The sequence below is a fragment of the Sphingobacterium sp. UBA5996 genome (assembly GCF_002429765.1).
GTDB lineage: Bacteria > Bacteroidota > Bacteroidia > Sphingobacteriales > Sphingobacteriaceae > Sphingobacterium.
In genome coordinates, this window is record NZ_DJAS01000032.1 from 79,797 (window position 1) to 95,338 (window position 15,542).

Below are 15,542 nucleotides of genomic sequence, written 5' to 3' on the forward strand. Positions count from 1 at the left end.
AATGTCAATAAAAGCAAAAGTAACTTTAGTGGGAGCTGGACCAGGCGATCCGGAATTGATCAGCCTGAAAGGAATCAAAGCCATACAAAAAGCTGATGTCATCTTATATGATGCGTTGGTAAATGATGAATTGCTGGACTATGCACAAACAGCATGTATCAAAATATATGTTGGAAAACGTGCTGAACAACTATCAACCTCTCAGGATGAAATAAATCGTCTATTGGTAGATTATGCGTTAAATTATGGACATGTTGTCCGCTTAAAAGGTGGCGATCCCTTTGTTTTCGGTCGTGGCGGGGAAGAAATTGACTATGTCCAGCAATTTGGTATTGAAACAGCAGTGATCCCCGGGATCTCATCTGCCATTGGACTAACTGGATTGCAGCAACTTCCGCTGACTTACCGTGGAATTAGTGAAAGCTTCTGGGTCATAACGGGCTCAAAGTCAGACGGCTCATTGTCATCGGATCTTTATTTGGCCGCGGAATCCAAAGCTACGGTAGTCATTTTGATGGGGTATGGTAAACTGGCTGAAATCGTAGCCATTTACCGCGAAAGAAATCTACATAACTTACCTATCGCACTGATTCAAAACGGTTCGTTACCGAATGAAAAGGTTGTACTTGGCACGATAGACAATATTCTTGATGAATCGGTAGAGAAAAGAGTAGGAGTTCCTGCCATCATCGTAATCGGTGATGTTGTCGCTAAACACCGTTCATTTCATGAAATTAAAGAAAAAGCATTAGCATTGTAGTCATGAACCAACTCTTTCCCATATTCGTTAAACTTAATCAGATCCACACCCTGCTTGTCGGGGGAGGAAAAGTTGCACTGGAGAAATTTGAAGCTTTGGCATCCAATGACAAAACATTGAATCTGACCATTGTAGCTATGGAAATTATACCAGAATTTGCGGAGTTATTAAAAAAGTATCCGCAGATTGATCTACACGTCCGCCCGTTCGCCTCAGATGATATGATGAACAAACAGCTGGTCATTGCAGCAACCAACAATATGGAACTCAATGATCAACTCCGAAGTTTAACATCCGAACAGAATATATTGTTCAATGCAGCAGACAAACCTGAATTGTGTGATTTCTATCTCGGATCTATTGTAAAAAAAGGAAATCTGAAAATCGCCATTTCCACAAACGGGAAGTCACCAACGATAGCTAAGCGCCTCAAAGAGTTGCTAAATGACCTGTTACCGGAGGAAATAGACGAAACATTGTCACTCATGAGCACTTATCGGGATCAGCTCAAAGGGGACTTCGAATTTAAAGTAAAGAAGTTGAACGAGCATACAAAAGATATATTACGCCATGAACGTTAAGGAACTTAAAGAAATTATTGGAGATAAAAAAGGAGTGGAGCTCCTGCAGACCGTGACTTCGTTGTTTCCTAATGAAGTCATTTTCTCAACCTCGTTCGGCATAGAGGATCAGATCATCACGGAATGGATCGGTAAAAATAATCTGGATATTCAACTATTTACATTGGATACCGGCCGACTGTTTAAGGAAACCTATTCGTTATGGAGCCGTACACTGGAGCGTTATCCATTGCAGATTAAAACGTACAGTCCTAATAACACGTTATTGGAAGATTTTATCAGCAAGAAGGGGCCAAATTCATTTTATGAATCGGTAGAAAACCGCAAAGAGTGTTGTAGAATCAGAAAAATTGAGCCGCTGCAACGTGCAATCAGCGGAAAGAAAGTTTGGATAACAGGGATACGTTCGGACCAGTCTACCAATAGACATGACATGGACTTTATCGAATACGATGAGGTAAACCAAATTATCAAAATACATCCTTTGTTTGACTGGACTTTTGAAGAGGTAAAAAAGTACTGTAAGGAACACTATATCCCATACAATGTATTACACGACAAAGGTTTTCCGAGTATTGGTTGTCAGCCCTGTACCCGAGCGATACAAGAGGGAGAAGATTTCCGTGCCGGCCGATGGTGGTGGGAAGATCAAAGTAAAAAAGAATGCGGTTTGCACGCTGTTAAATCTTAACAAAACTACAGTTAAACCCAAATTCATTAATTTAAATTTTATTATTTTCAGAGAATGGACTATTTAGATCATTTAGAAGCGGAAGCAATATATATATTAAGGGAGGTAGCTGGCCAATTTGAAAAGCCTGCACTCTTATTTTCGGGTGGTAAAGACTCGATTACGCTTGTCCACCTAGCAAAAAAAGCGTTCAGACCAGGTAAATTTCCATTTCCATTGGTTCATATCGATACAGGGCACAATTTTCCCGAAACCATTACTTTCAGAGATTCATTGATTGAAGACATCGGGGAGAAGCTCATTGTCGGCTATGTTCAGGATAGTATAGACCAAGGAAAAGTGGTTGAGCAGACAGGTAAAAATGCAAGCCGTAACGCTTTGCAGACTGTAACGTTACTCGATACGATTTCGAAGCATGGTTTTGATGCTTGCATCGGAGGGGCACGTAGAGATGAAGAGAAAGCGCGTGCTAAAGAACGTATCTTTTCTGTACGGGACGAGTTTGGCCAGTGGGATCCCAAAAGACAGCGACCCGAACTATGGAGCATTTTCAACGGCAAGATAAACAAAGGTGAAAATGTACGTGTTTTCCCAATTTCCAACTGGACCGAATTGGATGTTTGGAATTATATTAAGCGTGAGCAAATTGCCTTGCCATCTATCTATTTCAGTCATGAGCGGGAAGTCATTACGCGTAATGGGCAGTTGATGGCAGCGGCTCCATTTCTCAATATTGACGCCGATGAAATTATTCAGCGGAAATCTGTACGTTTCAGAACGGTTGGCGACATGACCTGTACTGCTGCAGTGGATTCAACCGCTACAGAACTGGACGATATTATCGCTGAGATCAAAGCATCAACCGTGAGTGAACGTGGAGCCCGTATGGATGATAAAGTATCTGAAGCTGCTATGGAAGAGCGTAAAAAACAAGGATACTTTTAACCCTATTTCAAATCAAATACCTGAGATTGACAACAATGAATATATTGAAATTTATTACAGCCGGTTCTGTAGATGATGGTAAAAGCACCCTAATCGGCCGATTATTATACGATACCAACTCGATTCTGGACGACCAACTGGAAGCGATACAACGTGCGAACCGCAAAAATGATGACGGTACGGTAGATCTGGCTATATTAACGGATGGACTTAAAGCCGAACGTGAGCAAGGAATTACCATTGATGTTGCTTATAAATACTTTCAAACAGATCACAGAAAGTATATTATAGCAGATGCTCCAGGACATATTCAATATACCAGGAATATGGTCACAGGCGCATCCAACTCAGATTTGATCATCATCTTGATCGACGCGAGAAAGGGTGTAATTGAACAGACAAAACGCCATTCTTTTATTGCTAAATTACTTGCAATGAAGCAAGTACTTGTCTGTGTCAATAAGATGGACATGGTTGATTACAGTGCGGCAATCTATGAGCAGATCAAAAGCGACTATTTGGCGTTGGCGGTAAACCTCGGGCTTAAAGATGTTGATTTTATACCAGTTTCAGCATTGAAGGGTGATAATATTGTCCATAAGTCTGAACGGATGCCTTGGTATATAGGTGAATCGCTGTTGAATTACCTCGAACACGTGGAAATACATGAAAATGAGGCCGCAAATTGGCGATTTCCTGTCCAGTGGGTTGTACGTCCGCAAACCGATGATTTACATGACTATAGGGGATATGCGGGACGGGTATTAGGAGAGGGATTAACGATTGGAGATCAAGTCATTGTTTATCCAGCAGAAACATATAGCACGGTTAAAGCGATTGAATTCAATGGACAGCAGCTTCAACGGGCTGAAAATGGCCAGTCGGTCATTATCCATCTCAGTGATGATGTAGACATCAGCCGTGGTGATACCATAGCAAGTGTTGAAAATCCACCAAAGTTCGAACGCAATATCCAGGCAAATGTGTGTTGGTTTGACAACAAACCTTTGGATACGGATCAAATTTACCTCGTTCAAAGTCACAGCAAATTAACCAAGGTTAAGATCGTAGATGTGTTATACAAATTTGATATCAATACCCAGGAAAAAATATATCATGACCCGATCAAACTAAATGATATTGGTCGAATAGCCATTAAATCTGCTGAGAATCTGGTATTTGATTTACAACAGGAAAATGCCGCAAATTCTCAAGCCATTGTTATTGATCCACGCACAAATTTAACAGTCGGCGCATTGATGATCCAAGCTGTAGACTAACAAAGACGATTAATCGTAAATATTCAACCTAAATATTTATTAAGGAACTCAGACCATGTTTGGGTTCCTTTTATTACAACCAACATCCCAGTATTCGGCTTATTATTAAAACCTGCTGATTTACATAAATACTATGGAATCGATACAGAAGGAGCATATCCAAAACTTCTATTTAACATAATATAAATTATAAACAAAACTATACTAGAAAAGGGTATAGGTTTTACACTAAAACAGAATCATATCCGCTTGTTACCAATAAAGATCGAACAAAATACGGCTAATACATTAATGCACACACATTTCAGCAATAAATAATCGGTTTTAAATGATAAATATAAAGTATGAAATTTCATTAAAATAGATTATTATTTGTAAATAATTAACAAATATTGGTTGTTCGTTAAAAAATACATAAATTAGTGCCAGCCAAAGGGAAATTTTACTAATTAAAACATGTCAAAAAATTATAACGACTTTATCTCCATCGTTGAGAAACGAAATCCAAATGAACCAGAATTCTTACAAGCTGTAAAAGAAGTTACCGAGGACCTATTTCCTTATATTACAGAAAACCATCCCGAGTTTTTCGAACAAAAGATTCTCGAAAGACTTACTGAACCAGAGCGTATCATATCTTTCCGGGTAACTTGGTTGGACGATAACCATGAAGTACAGGTAAATCGCGGATACCGTGTTCAAATGAACAGTGCTATTGGTCCTTATAAGGGCGGTCTTCGCTTCGCTCCTTCCGTGAACCAAAGCATCCTTAAATTTCTTGCTTTTGAACAGGTATTTAAAAATAGTTTGACCGGGTTGCCAATTGGCGGCGGCAAAGGCGGCTCCGATTTTGATCCCAAAGGAAAATCGGATAATGAGATCATGCGTTTTTGTCAGAGTTTCATGACCGAGCTTTATCGTCATATTGGCGCTGACACGGATGTTCCTGCCGGAGATATTGGTGTTGGAGGACGCGAAATAGGCTATTTATTCGGTCAATTTAAGCGCTTGCAAAATAACTTTACTGGAGTTCTTACCGGTAAAGGTGAGTTGTGGGGCGGTTCTTATATACGTCCAGAAGCCACAGGTTATGGCTTATTGTATTTTGTTGACTGTATTTTCAAACATCAGGGAAAATCATTGAAAGGTAAAGTAGCCACTGTTTCTGGTGCAGGCAACGTAGCATTCTACGCGGTTGAAAAAGCATTGCAGCTTGGGGCTAAAGTGATTACAGTATCAAACAGTTTAGGAACATTGTATGATCCGGATGGTTTCGATGCCGAAAAAATGGCCTTTGGAGCTACATTAGGAAGAAGTTTGGATCAATATCCATCCAAATACCCGAATGCTCAGTTCTTCCCAGGCCAAAAGCCTTGGCAATTTAAATGCGATATTGCATTACCGTGTGCAACGCAAAATGAATTGGACGAATCCGATGCTAAAATGCTAGTGGCAAATGGTTGTATCTGTGTAGCCGAAGGGGCTAATATGCCTTCCACAGCTGAAGCTATTAAAGTATTTCTAGATGCAAAAATCAGTTTCGCCCCAGGTAAGGCAGCGAATGCCGGTGGAGTTGCTGTCAGCGGCTTGGAAATGTCTCAAAACTCCATCCGTACACAATGGTGTACCGAAGAGGTCGACAATCGCTTAAAAACCATAATGGAGAGTATTCACGAAACCTGTTTAAAATATGGTAAGGAAAGTGAATTTGTAAATTACTTAAAAGGTGCCAATATTGGTGGCTTTATCAAGGTTGCAAATGCCATGAAAGCCCAAGGTATCGTCTAGAAAGCCTTTTTCTAATCATATCATAATCCCGAGCGCTCAAATGCATTGCATTTGGGCGTTTTTTTATACTTTTATACCAAATTTAAAAACAAGACATTTACATGAGACTAATAGCTGAACTCCCCCATCCTGATTGCAAGATTTCAATATTTGGCATGAACCAAAAATTTATTATTAAGTTTGAACAGGGGAATTTGGAGCAATCCTATAAAATTGCTGAAGTGGATATTATTGGTGGTGTAAACGGCGTATTTGATTTACTCGATGAAGAATTTATGAAAACTGTAATTAATCAATTCGCCTTGATGCGCCAGTCTTTTAACAACGCTTATAGCCGATACGAATAACAGCTAATTTATGTTGAATTATATCTATTTTATTGCATTTTGGACCTGCCAGATTATTTCGTCCATCCTATTTAAACTCGGTGGAATTCATCCAAAATATAAATGGACAACATTGATTGTCGGAAATATTATTCTGCTTTCTGCAAGCTGGTTCCTGGTACAATTATTCAAAAATGTATCTCAGCCAATTGTTATAGCCCTATGCTCTGGTGGCACATTCTTGACCGTGCAATTAGCCATGGCACTGTATTTTAAAAGTCCGCTGACCTGGATGCAGGTACTGGGTATGTTTGTCATTATCTCCGGTATGGTGCTGATAACCTTTGGTGGTAAAGAAACGATGTAAGCTCAATTTACAGGACGAAAGCTAACGTTCAACACCAGCTAAACGACCATAAATTTTAAAAATTTAAACGAAAATTGGAGCTCTAATAACCTTTTGAGCTCCAGTTCATTTTTGTCTACAAATAAGCGTAGGTGATACCATCACCACCACGGTCTTGATGTTCGTCCTCAAAACGACTAACATGACTATATTTACGTAAATAATCACGGATAAATTTGCGTAAAATCCCGTCACCCTTTCCATGAATGATCTTTAGCGACGGATAACCGATCATCACCGCCCTATCCAGCACACGCTCCAACTCATGAAGCGCATCCTCCGTTCGCATACCCCTTAGATCAATTTCAGGTTTAAAGTCCGCCACCGAACCCGCAGATGTTGACCTTGATAAACTTTTTGCAGATTTTTTCCCTTCCCTTCCCTCTAGCTTAATTACATTCTTCCGTTTTTGAACGGTACGCAGTTCCCCCATAGCCAGAATAAGATTATTATTTTTAGCAATTTCTACCACCTGTGCCTCGGCGCCATTATCCAAAATTTGTACCCAATCCCCGATCGCTAATGCTGCAGACTCCACAACGCGCTCTTTAATTGCAGGTTTTGTGACCTGTTGTTCTTTCGGTAGGACTGCCTGAAGAGCTTGATCTAGGTTGCTCCGCAATTCACGGGTTTTTTCTTTATCGGCTTTGGCAGATTTAATTTGAGCAACCGTATTCTCAATGAGTTTATTCGAATTCTTTATAATCTGCTGCGCTTCTTCTTTAGCCTTTTTCAGAATGACTCTTTTATTTTCTTCTAGATAGGTTTGTAGTTCCAGGTATTCTGATTTGAGGGTCTCAAGTTCCTTCTCCCGCTTATTGATCGCAACTTTGGTATCAAACACCTCTTTCTTCTCTCTTTCGAGATCAATCAAAAGGTTGTCTACTTTCTTTTGCTCCACACCAATTTTACCTTTCGCAGACGCCAATATTTCCTTACCCAAGCCAATTTTTTGAGCAATTTCAAATGCATAGGAACTCCCCGGTTTGCCGATCTGAAGAATATACATTGGCTTCATTTCTCGATTGTCAAATAACATCGAAGCATTCTCTAAACCGGGCGAATTGCTCGCAAATACTTTGAGATTAGAATAGTGCGTCGTCACTACGCCTCTAATCTGCTTTTTGTTGAGCGATTCCAATACTGCTTCAGCGATAGGTCCACCAAACAAAGGATCCGTACCAGTTCCAAACTCATCGATCAAAACCAGGGTACGGCCGTTGGCAAATTCCGTAAAATATTTCATCTTCGACAGATGCGCACTATAGGTACTTAAATCACTCTCTATCGATTGATCATCACCAATATCTGCAAATATCTGTTTAAAAACGCCAATTTTCGTCGTTGGGTCCGCAGGAATTAATAACCCAGATTGCACCATGATCTGCAATAGGCCTACTGTTTTCATGCAGACAGATTTACCCCCTGCATTTGGTCCCGAAACAACAATAACACGCTGGACATTGTCAATTTGTATATTCAGCGGCACAACAGTATGATGGTGATTCAATAATAAAAGTGGATGCCTAGCATTGACCAAATTAATCTCCACTTCTTTGGACAATTCAGGCATTTCAGCCTCAATGTCCAAAGCAAAAAGTGCTTTTGCACGTACAAAATCTACTTTTGTCAGTAGTCCATGATAAGAAAGCAACAACGGAAGGTGCGGACGAACTTTATCGGTCAGTTCCACTAGGATACGAATAACTTCTCGTCGGCGTTCAAATTCTAAATCTCTAATTTTATTATTCAACTGAAAGACTTCTTCAGGCTCTATATAAGCAGTTTGACCTGTAGCAGATTCATCATGGATCAGACCTTTAAGCTTCCTTTTATTCTCGGCTAAGATGGGAATACAAAGCCTTCCATCGCGTATGGTAAGATTACCATCGGCGGTCCATCCACTATCCTGCGCACTTTTAAAGATACTGTTGATGCGCTTTAAAGCTTCTTGCTCAGCCTTTTGAATCTGTTGAGTGATCTCCAATAGCAATCGCGAAGCATTATTTTTGAGCTTTCCGCGTTCGTCGATCACCATTTCGATATCGCGGATGATGCCTTTCTCTATCGGTAAATGTTCAAAGAGAATCTCAAGATTGGGATAAAGCCCCTCACGTTCATTAAAATAACGAATGATAGCGTAGACAGTCTTTAACGAAAGTAATACTTTAAAGAACTCCTCTTCAAGCAAAAAAGCTCCCTCTACCCGAGCTTTTTCGATAATGGACCGAAGTGGAAAAAAATTCTCGACAGGGAATGCACTGTCATTCACCAAAAGATCTTTAAACTCACTGGTCTGTCGTAAAAATCGATCAATCTGATCAAAACGGGTCTGTGGCTGAATTTTATCTACCAGATCCCTACCCGATTCGCTCAAGCATTTTTGTCTTATTTTATCTTTTATCTCGGAAAATCCGAGCTTATCTATTGCATTTATTGGATATACCATTGAAGTCATATTCGTTGAATGATTAAAGTTTCACCGGAGGCTTCATTTGCCTCGGCGGGCTGAGAACTGGTCCTCTGTACAGTTCAGTAGTCGGTAACTGCCGAAGTGGAACCTCCTTCGGTGTTCTTATAGTATCCTTACCCGAGATACGCCCTACATCCGAAGTTGTATCAACTGGTGTAGTGGAATTACCTACAGATAGTTGATTCATAAGATAACCATCTACGCTGATACCGGTTCTCATTTGGAAATAGCGATTAAAAGACGAAGCGGCTTCTCTGAAACTCAATTTTGTCTTATTTGGAATATAATGAATAAGTGCGTCAATTCTTTCCTGATAAGCTTGTTGCGCACGCATAACCCGATTGGTACTATCCTGAATACGTACATTAACAATCGAGTCTCTGCTACGGATAGAATCTTGTTTTTTCCTATCAATGTCTGCATAAAACTTATTTTCTTTCGTTAGATTTTCTTCCACTTTTTTATAAATAGCAGACATGACTTCTGCATCCTTTCCATAATAGTCCAGATTTTTTTTAAAAGAAACGGAATCCAAACCATATTTATCGAAGGTAACTTGGTACAAAGGCAATATGACTTTGCGCGCGCTGTCAATAGGCAAAATATTGAGGTATGAATCTGTCAATTGAATTTCGGTCAGTGCATCCACAAACTCACTTTCGGAGATAATATCTTTGCCCCCTGTACGTACACAGGCAGCAAATAAAAAAATGACTGCAAGTAGATTCAGTATTAATCGTAGCATTTCGTAGTTTTGTACAAATTTACAAAAAGCACCGACATTTGGCACTTTTTACATCATCAAAACTATATTGGAAATGAGTATTGCTAGTAATTTAGAAGCGTTAAGATTGGAAACTGAAGCTGTCGGCGTACAACTCGTCGCTGTATCGAAGACAAAATCCAATTCAGATATCATGGAAGCCTATGAGGCAGGGCAACGTATCTTTGGCGAAAACCACGTTCAAGAGTTAGTTGAGAAAGCGGAGCTTTTACCCAAAGATATTCAATGGCATATGATCGGCCATCTTCAGACAAATAAGGTCAAATATATTGCTCCTTTCATCAGTCTAATTGCATCTGTTGATTCGCTAAAATTACTTAAGGAAATTAACAAACATGCCCAAAAATCAAAACGCATCATAGACTGTCTTTTACAAGTTTATATTGCTGAGGAAGACACCAAGTTTGGTTTTGATCATGCTGAACTCATCGAACTGCTCCGCGACGATGAATTTCTCGAATTGAAGAACATCCGTATTTGCGGTTTGATGGGAATAGCCTCAAATACCGATAACCAGAAAGTAATAAAAGCTGAATTCTATGAGCTCAAAATGTTGTTTGATGGGGTAAAAGCAAGTTTTTACAGAAAAGATGAACATTTCAGCATTCTTTCCATGGGTATGTCCTCCGACTATAAATTGGCTATAGGCGAAGGTTCGACGATGGTACGTGTAGGAAGTACAATCTTTGGAAAAAGAGTAATCAAACACTTTAAAAACAATGACTAAACCAATTATAAGAGAAGCTATTAGGTCTGACTGCCCACGGATGCTCGAATTGATTCATGAGCTGGCCATCTTCGAAAAAGCACCCGATGAGGTGACGGTCTCACTTTCGGAATTTGAGGATGCAGGATTTGGAAAATCTCCTGTTTGGGGGGCATTTGTCGCAGAAGTAGAAGGCGAAATTGTCGGAATTTCATTATATTATACCAGATATTCAACCTGGAAAGGCCGAAGACTCTATTTGGAAGATCTAATCGTGACAGAAAATATGCGTGGATCAGGAATTGGAAAACTACTTTTTGATAAGACGCTGGCCTATGGCAAACAGTGCGGTTATCATGGCATGGTATGGCAGGTCTTAGACTGGAATGAACCAGCCATTAAGTTTTATGAGAAATATAAAGCGGACTTTGATGCGGGATGGCTCAATGTATCCATTACTTATTAAATAATGGAGATAATCATTTCAATGCGGTTTCATTTTTCCTTAAAAATATTAGTTATCAGCTATCTGTTTTACGCTTGCAATGGCCAAAGTGCACCTGCTGATGTTGTTCAATTTGCAGATACACTCTCTTATAGTAAAAAAAGTATAGACGAGCATAGCAATTATTTTCTAAAGGAAGAAAATCGACTGGATACGACGTATTTTCGCGCAAAATACCCGGTTTTTGATGACGATAAGATCAATGATCTCATTACCAATATCGTTCACCTCGAAGGCGATACCAGTATGCAGGAGGCTGCCCATCGTTTTATTAATGCTTACAATGAATATGTGGAGGATAATAACGGCAGATCTACGGCAACCTGGAACCGGCAGCTACAGGTCGATGTGATCGCCAATACGCCAGTTTTTCTGGGTATTAGAACCCAACAAGAAGAGTATACGGGCGGTGCGCATGGTGACCACTTTACCCTTTATTCAAATTTCGATAGACAGTCAAACAAACAGATTGTGATTGATGACATTATTCAATCACAGCATAAAGATGAGTTTGTCAAAATCGCTGAGCAATGTTTCCGTACAAAGGAAGGGTTAAGTAGCGATGAACTATTAAATGGAAAGTATTTTTTTGAAGACGGTAAGTTTTCGCTCGCAGCTAATTTTACGTTCGAAAAAGACGACATCCTATTTCATTACAATGTTTATGAAATCAAATCCTATGCTGCAGGGATGACTGAATTGCGCATTCCCTACGCTGCTTTCAGTCATTTGATTTCAGACAAAGGATTACAGTATATTCATAGTATTAAATAGCAATCAACTAAACTAATAAATAAATGCAGGTTTTTAAATTTGGAGGTGCATCCGTCAAGGATGCTGAAAGTGTCAGAAACTCAGCACGGATTATCTCAAAATACAAAGGCGACGCCTTGCTCGTTGTCATATCCGCTATGGGAAAGATGACCAACCTTCTCGAAAGATTGACCAAAGAATATGTTAATAATACGGGCAACCCACACCAAACACTGGATGAGGCCAAACAATTTCACTTTCATATCCTTCAAGAATTATTTCCTGAGGGTGAACACCCGATATTTGATGAAGTTGCAAACTGTTTTGTCGAGATCGAGTGGATTTTAGAGGAGGAGCCTCAAGATTCATACGACTATCTTTTCGATCAAATTGTATCGATGGGTGAAATTATCTCCACAAAAATCGTTGCGGCCTATGTGGCTTCGATTGGTGAAAAAGTAAAATGGCTCGATGCACGTGATTATATATTCACGGACAATACCTATCGTGAGGCTGTCGTAGACTGGAACAAAACGGAAGAAAAAATTCGCGCAGAGCTCCCCGCTATTCTCGACGAATACATTGTCATCACACAAGGATTTTTGGGCTCTACTTCGGAAAATTTCACAACCACCTTAGGCCGTGAAGGGTCTGACTATTCTGCAGCAATATTTGCATCCTGTTTAAATGCCGAAAACGTAACGATCTGGAAAGATGTACCGGGGGTACTCAATGCCGATCCCAAATGGTTTGAAAAGACTGAACTCATTACTGAATTATCTTATACCGATGCGATAGAACTTACCTATTATGGTGCAACGGTCATCCATCCGAAAACCATCAAGCCCTTACAGAATAAGAAAATTGCATTGAATGTACGCTCTTTTGTCGATCCTGACTCGCCAGGAACAATGATCAGGAGTACGAATCAGACTTTGCCCGTTCCGTCTTTCATCTTTAAGGTGAACCAGATTTTCATTTCAATCTCGCCAAGGGATTTTTCATTTATCGTGGAAGATAATTTAAGGGACATTTTCAATCTATTCCATGAGCACCGTATCAAAATAAATATGATGCATAATACAGCCATCAATTTCACCGTTTCGGTAGACGATACAGGAAAAAATGTGGTAGACTTAATTAACGAGCTCGAGCAGCGCTTCAAAGTCAAATATGAATCTGGACTTGAACTGATTACTATTCGCTATTACAACCAGGAGACCATTGATCGAGTTCTGGTTGATAAGGAAGTGATAAGCGAACTAAAAGACACCTATACTTGCCAGCTTCTCGTAAAGAAAATATAAATGAATACACTGATCCTTCAAGAGGAGATTCAGCAGTTTCTGGATAGAAACGCACAGGAGTCTCCTGCTAAAATTGCACTTAAAAAATCTCCTTTTGAAGGAATATCACCGTCCGAGCTTGCTACACAGCTGGATGGCAAGCAACGGACAAGTACAAAAATCCCCTTGTGGGCCAAAACGCCGGGAATCTACTTTCCCCCGAAGCTCAACTTGGAGCAATGTTCCTCGGAGAAAACGGCACTATTTAAAAGTACACTGATTAACAAGGGAACACATTTAGTGGATGCCACCAGCGGTTTTGGTGTAGATAGCTTTTACTTCTCAAGACAGGCGGCCAAAGTTACTGCCTGTGAAGTAAATCCTGAATTAGCAGCCATCTCAAAACATAATGCGGCTGTATTAAAGGCCGATAATCTTGACGTCATTGCCGCTAACGGTGTGGATTACATCCTCAATGACGCAACCAAACGATTCGACTACATCTACCTGGATCCATCTCGAAGAGTTCAAAACAAAAAAGTGTTTCTATTGGATGAATGTGAACCTAATTTAGTCCAATTGCAGGATGACTTTTTCCAGCACACGGATAACATTATCAGCAAACTTGCACCACTACTGGACATCACTTCCGCATTGCATCAACTGCGGTATGTCAAAGATGTGTATGTGTTGTCGCTGCAGAATGACTGCAAAGAACTTATTTTCGTGCAAGAAAAAGGATATGAGGGTGAAGCTGCCATTCATGCTGTGCGGCTATTCCATGAGCAACAACAGGTCGTATCTTTTACCTATGACAGTGAGCGCGCTGTGGTTAATGAATACAGTGAACCACTTTCCTATTTGTATGAGCCAGATGTTGCACTTTCCAAGGCAGGTGCCTTTAAAACCATTGGACAGCTATTTGATGTCAAAAAATTACATAAAAACACGCACCTCTACACTTCAGATAAACAGATCGAAAATTTTCCGGGCAAAGTATTTGTGATAAAGCAAATGGAGTCCTTCAGTGATTTCAAAAAAAATAAACTGTCAATTCAATCAGGGATTATTGCCAAAAATTTTCCACTCAAAACAGAAGAAATCAAGAAGAAATTCAAAATCAGGGATGGAGGAAATTCTTTCCTATTCTTTACGACAACCTTAAATGATCAATTTAGTGTCATACATACACAACGAATTATAGAATAGACATTTTCATTACAATTGTCGAAAATCTTCTGCGTAATTTTAATGTATGGATAAAATAGCGTTATCAGCATTGGATTTGGCTCCTATAAAAAAAGGAGAAAATACAGCGAGCGCCTTAGCTCGTACGGTCAAAATTGCCCAACATATAGAACAACTGGATTTTAAAAGGATTTGGGTTGCGGAGCATCACAACATGGAATATATCGCCAGTTCCGCGACATCCCTTTTGATACAACATATTGCATCAAACACAAACCGTATTCGTGTAGGATCTGGCGGAATAATGTTGCCAAATCATGCCCCCTTGGTTATTGCAGAGCAGTTTGGAACTTTAGAAACCTTATTTCCGGGCCGTATTGACCTCGGTTTAGGACGTGCTCCAGGTACGGACCAACTAACGGCAATGGCTTTACGCAGAAATAATCTAAATACCGCCTTTCAATTTCCTCAAGAAGTGAAAGATTTGCAACGTTACTTTAGCGCAGACAACTTCGATGCAAAAGTACGTGCCTTTCCGGGAGAAGGTTTGGAGATACCCCTGTACATTTTGGGATCAAGTACCGACAGTGCCTATTTGGCGGCAAGCTTAGGTCTTCCATATGCTTTTGCGACACATTTTGCACCAGCTCAATTTGCTTCGGCAAGTATGATCTATCATCAAAATTTCATCCCCTCTGAGGTGCTGGAAAAACCTTACTTTATGTCTTGCGTCAATGTTATCGCCGCAGATAGCAACGAAGAAGCCGAATTTTTAGCAACCAGTTTCTTCAATCTCTTTGCTGGCATCGTAACCAATACAAGAAGACCATTATCAGAACCCACTCCGGAAGTAATTTACAAAGGTATACCGGCAATAGAGCAAGCTGTTAAAAGTATGGCTTCATGTGCGTTCATTGGTGACAAAGCCAACATACGTCCACAAATAGAGAAATTTGTAAAAGATCATCAAGTAGATGAAATTATCGCTACTTCCTATATTTTCGACGACGAAAAATGCCTCAAGTCATTTTCCTTGTTAAAAGAAGCACTCGCTTAAAAAATCGCTCGAT

General features: G+C 39.9%; 16 protein-coding genes. 14 read left to right on the forward strand and 2 right to left on the reverse strand.

Translation table 11 applies throughout. The features are described 5' to 3' along the window. The first annotated feature begins 1 nt into the window (after position 1). From cobA to B3E00_RS21625, 8 genes are all read left to right on the forward strand, one after another. Positions 2-760 carry a uroporphyrinogen-III C-methyltransferase gene (gene cobA, locus B3E00_RS21590; RefSeq protein ID WP_209580673.1) on the forward strand — a complete coding sequence of 253 codons (759 nt, stop codon included), beginning with the start codon at positions 2-4 and terminating at the stop codon, positions 758-760. Between the two features lie 2 nt (positions 761-762). Next, positions 763-1,341, forward strand: a complete 579-nt coding sequence (locus B3E00_RS21595) for a precorrin-2 dehydrogenase/sirohydrochlorin ferrochelatase family protein (RefSeq protein ID WP_209580672.1) — start codon at positions 763-765, stop codon at positions 1,339-1,341. Further along, a complete protein-coding gene (locus B3E00_RS21600) occupies positions 1,331-2,032 on the forward strand; it encodes a phosphoadenylyl-sulfate reductase (RefSeq protein ID WP_209580671.1) in 702 nt (233 codons plus the stop codon). The genes B3E00_RS21595 and B3E00_RS21600 overlap by 11 nt, the downstream gene beginning before the upstream one ends. 54 nt (positions 2,033-2,086) lie before the next feature. Then, positions 2,087-2,977, forward strand: coding sequence for a sulfate adenylyltransferase subunit CysD (gene cysD / locus B3E00_RS21605; RefSeq protein WP_209580670.1), 891 nt, complete (start codon positions 2,087-2,089; stop codon positions 2,975-2,977). Between the two features lie 35 nt (positions 2,978-3,012). Beyond that, complete coding sequence (locus B3E00_RS21610) at positions 3,013-4,257, forward strand: sulfate adenylyltransferase subunit 1 (RefSeq protein ID WP_293940059.1); 1,245 nt, start codon at positions 3,013-3,015, stop codon at positions 4,255-4,257. Between the two features lie 456 nt (positions 4,258-4,713). Then, complete coding sequence (gene gdhA, locus B3E00_RS21615) at positions 4,714-6,045, forward strand: NADP-specific glutamate dehydrogenase (protein WP_293940061.1); 1,332 nt, start codon at positions 4,714-4,716, stop codon at positions 6,043-6,045. Between the two features lie 101 nt (positions 6,046-6,146). Beyond that, positions 6,147-6,392 carry a hypothetical protein gene (locus tag B3E00_RS21620; RefSeq protein ID WP_209580661.1) on the forward strand — a complete coding sequence of 82 codons (246 nt, stop codon included), beginning with the start codon at positions 6,147-6,149 and terminating at the stop codon, positions 6,390-6,392. A gap of 10 nt (positions 6,393-6,402) precedes the next feature. Continuing rightward, on the forward strand, positions 6,403-6,738 hold the full coding sequence (locus B3E00_RS21625; RefSeq protein WP_293940063.1) for a hypothetical protein: 336 nt from the start codon (positions 6,403-6,405) through the stop codon (positions 6,736-6,738). 115 nt (positions 6,739-6,853) lie between these two features. On the opposite strand, the gene B3E00_RS21630 is transcribed toward B3E00_RS21625, so the two are convergent. Both B3E00_RS21630 and B3E00_RS21635 read right to left on the reverse strand, forming a co-directional pair. Beyond that, entirely contained in the window at positions 6,854-9,226 is a 2,373-nt protein-coding gene (locus B3E00_RS21630) for an endonuclease MutS2 (RefSeq protein ID WP_293940112.1), read from the reverse strand. A 22-nt stretch (positions 9,227-9,248) separates the two neighbouring features. Next, positions 9,249-9,995 carry a DUF4296 domain-containing protein gene (locus B3E00_RS21635; RefSeq protein ID WP_293940065.1) on the reverse strand — a complete coding sequence of 249 codons (747 nt, stop codon included), beginning with the start codon at positions 9,993-9,995 and terminating at the stop codon, positions 9,249-9,251. A gap of 73 nt (positions 9,996-10,068) precedes the next feature. Here B3E00_RS21635 and B3E00_RS21640 point away from each other — a divergent pair, with 73 nt between their 5' ends. From B3E00_RS21640 to B3E00_RS21665, 6 genes are read left to right on the forward strand one after another with little or no spacing between them, the layout of a single operon-like run. After that, positions 10,069-10,761: a YggS family pyridoxal phosphate-dependent enzyme gene (locus tag B3E00_RS21640; RefSeq protein WP_293940067.1), complete on the forward strand. Its 693-nt coding sequence runs from the start codon at positions 10,069-10,071 to the stop codon at positions 10,759-10,761. Beyond that, entirely contained in the window at positions 10,754-11,206 is a 453-nt protein-coding gene (locus tag B3E00_RS21645; RefSeq protein ID WP_293940069.1) for a GNAT family N-acetyltransferase, read from the forward strand. Before B3E00_RS21640 ends, B3E00_RS21645 begins: the two co-directional genes overlap by 8 nt. 3 nt (positions 11,207-11,209) lie before the next feature. Beyond that, positions 11,210-12,019 (forward strand): DUF3298 and DUF4163 domain-containing protein, encoded by an 810-nt coding sequence (locus B3E00_RS21650; RefSeq protein ID WP_293940071.1) that lies wholly within the window; start codon positions 11,210-11,212, stop codon positions 12,017-12,019. A 23-nt stretch (positions 12,020-12,042) separates the two neighbouring features. Beyond that, a complete protein-coding gene (locus B3E00_RS21655) occupies positions 12,043-13,305 on the forward strand; it encodes an aspartate kinase (protein ID WP_293940073.1) in 1,263 nt (420 codons plus the stop codon). Further along, positions 13,306-14,493: a THUMP-like domain-containing protein gene (locus B3E00_RS21660; RefSeq protein ID WP_293940075.1), complete on the forward strand. Its 1,188-nt coding sequence runs from the start codon at positions 13,306-13,308 to the stop codon at positions 14,491-14,493. It begins immediately after the preceding gene. Between the two features lie 46 nt (positions 14,494-14,539). Then, positions 14,540-15,529: an LLM class flavin-dependent oxidoreductase gene (locus B3E00_RS21665; protein ID WP_293940077.1), complete on the forward strand. Its 990-nt coding sequence runs from the start codon at positions 14,540-14,542 to the stop codon at positions 15,527-15,529. Positions 15,530-15,542: the final 13 nt, after the last annotated feature.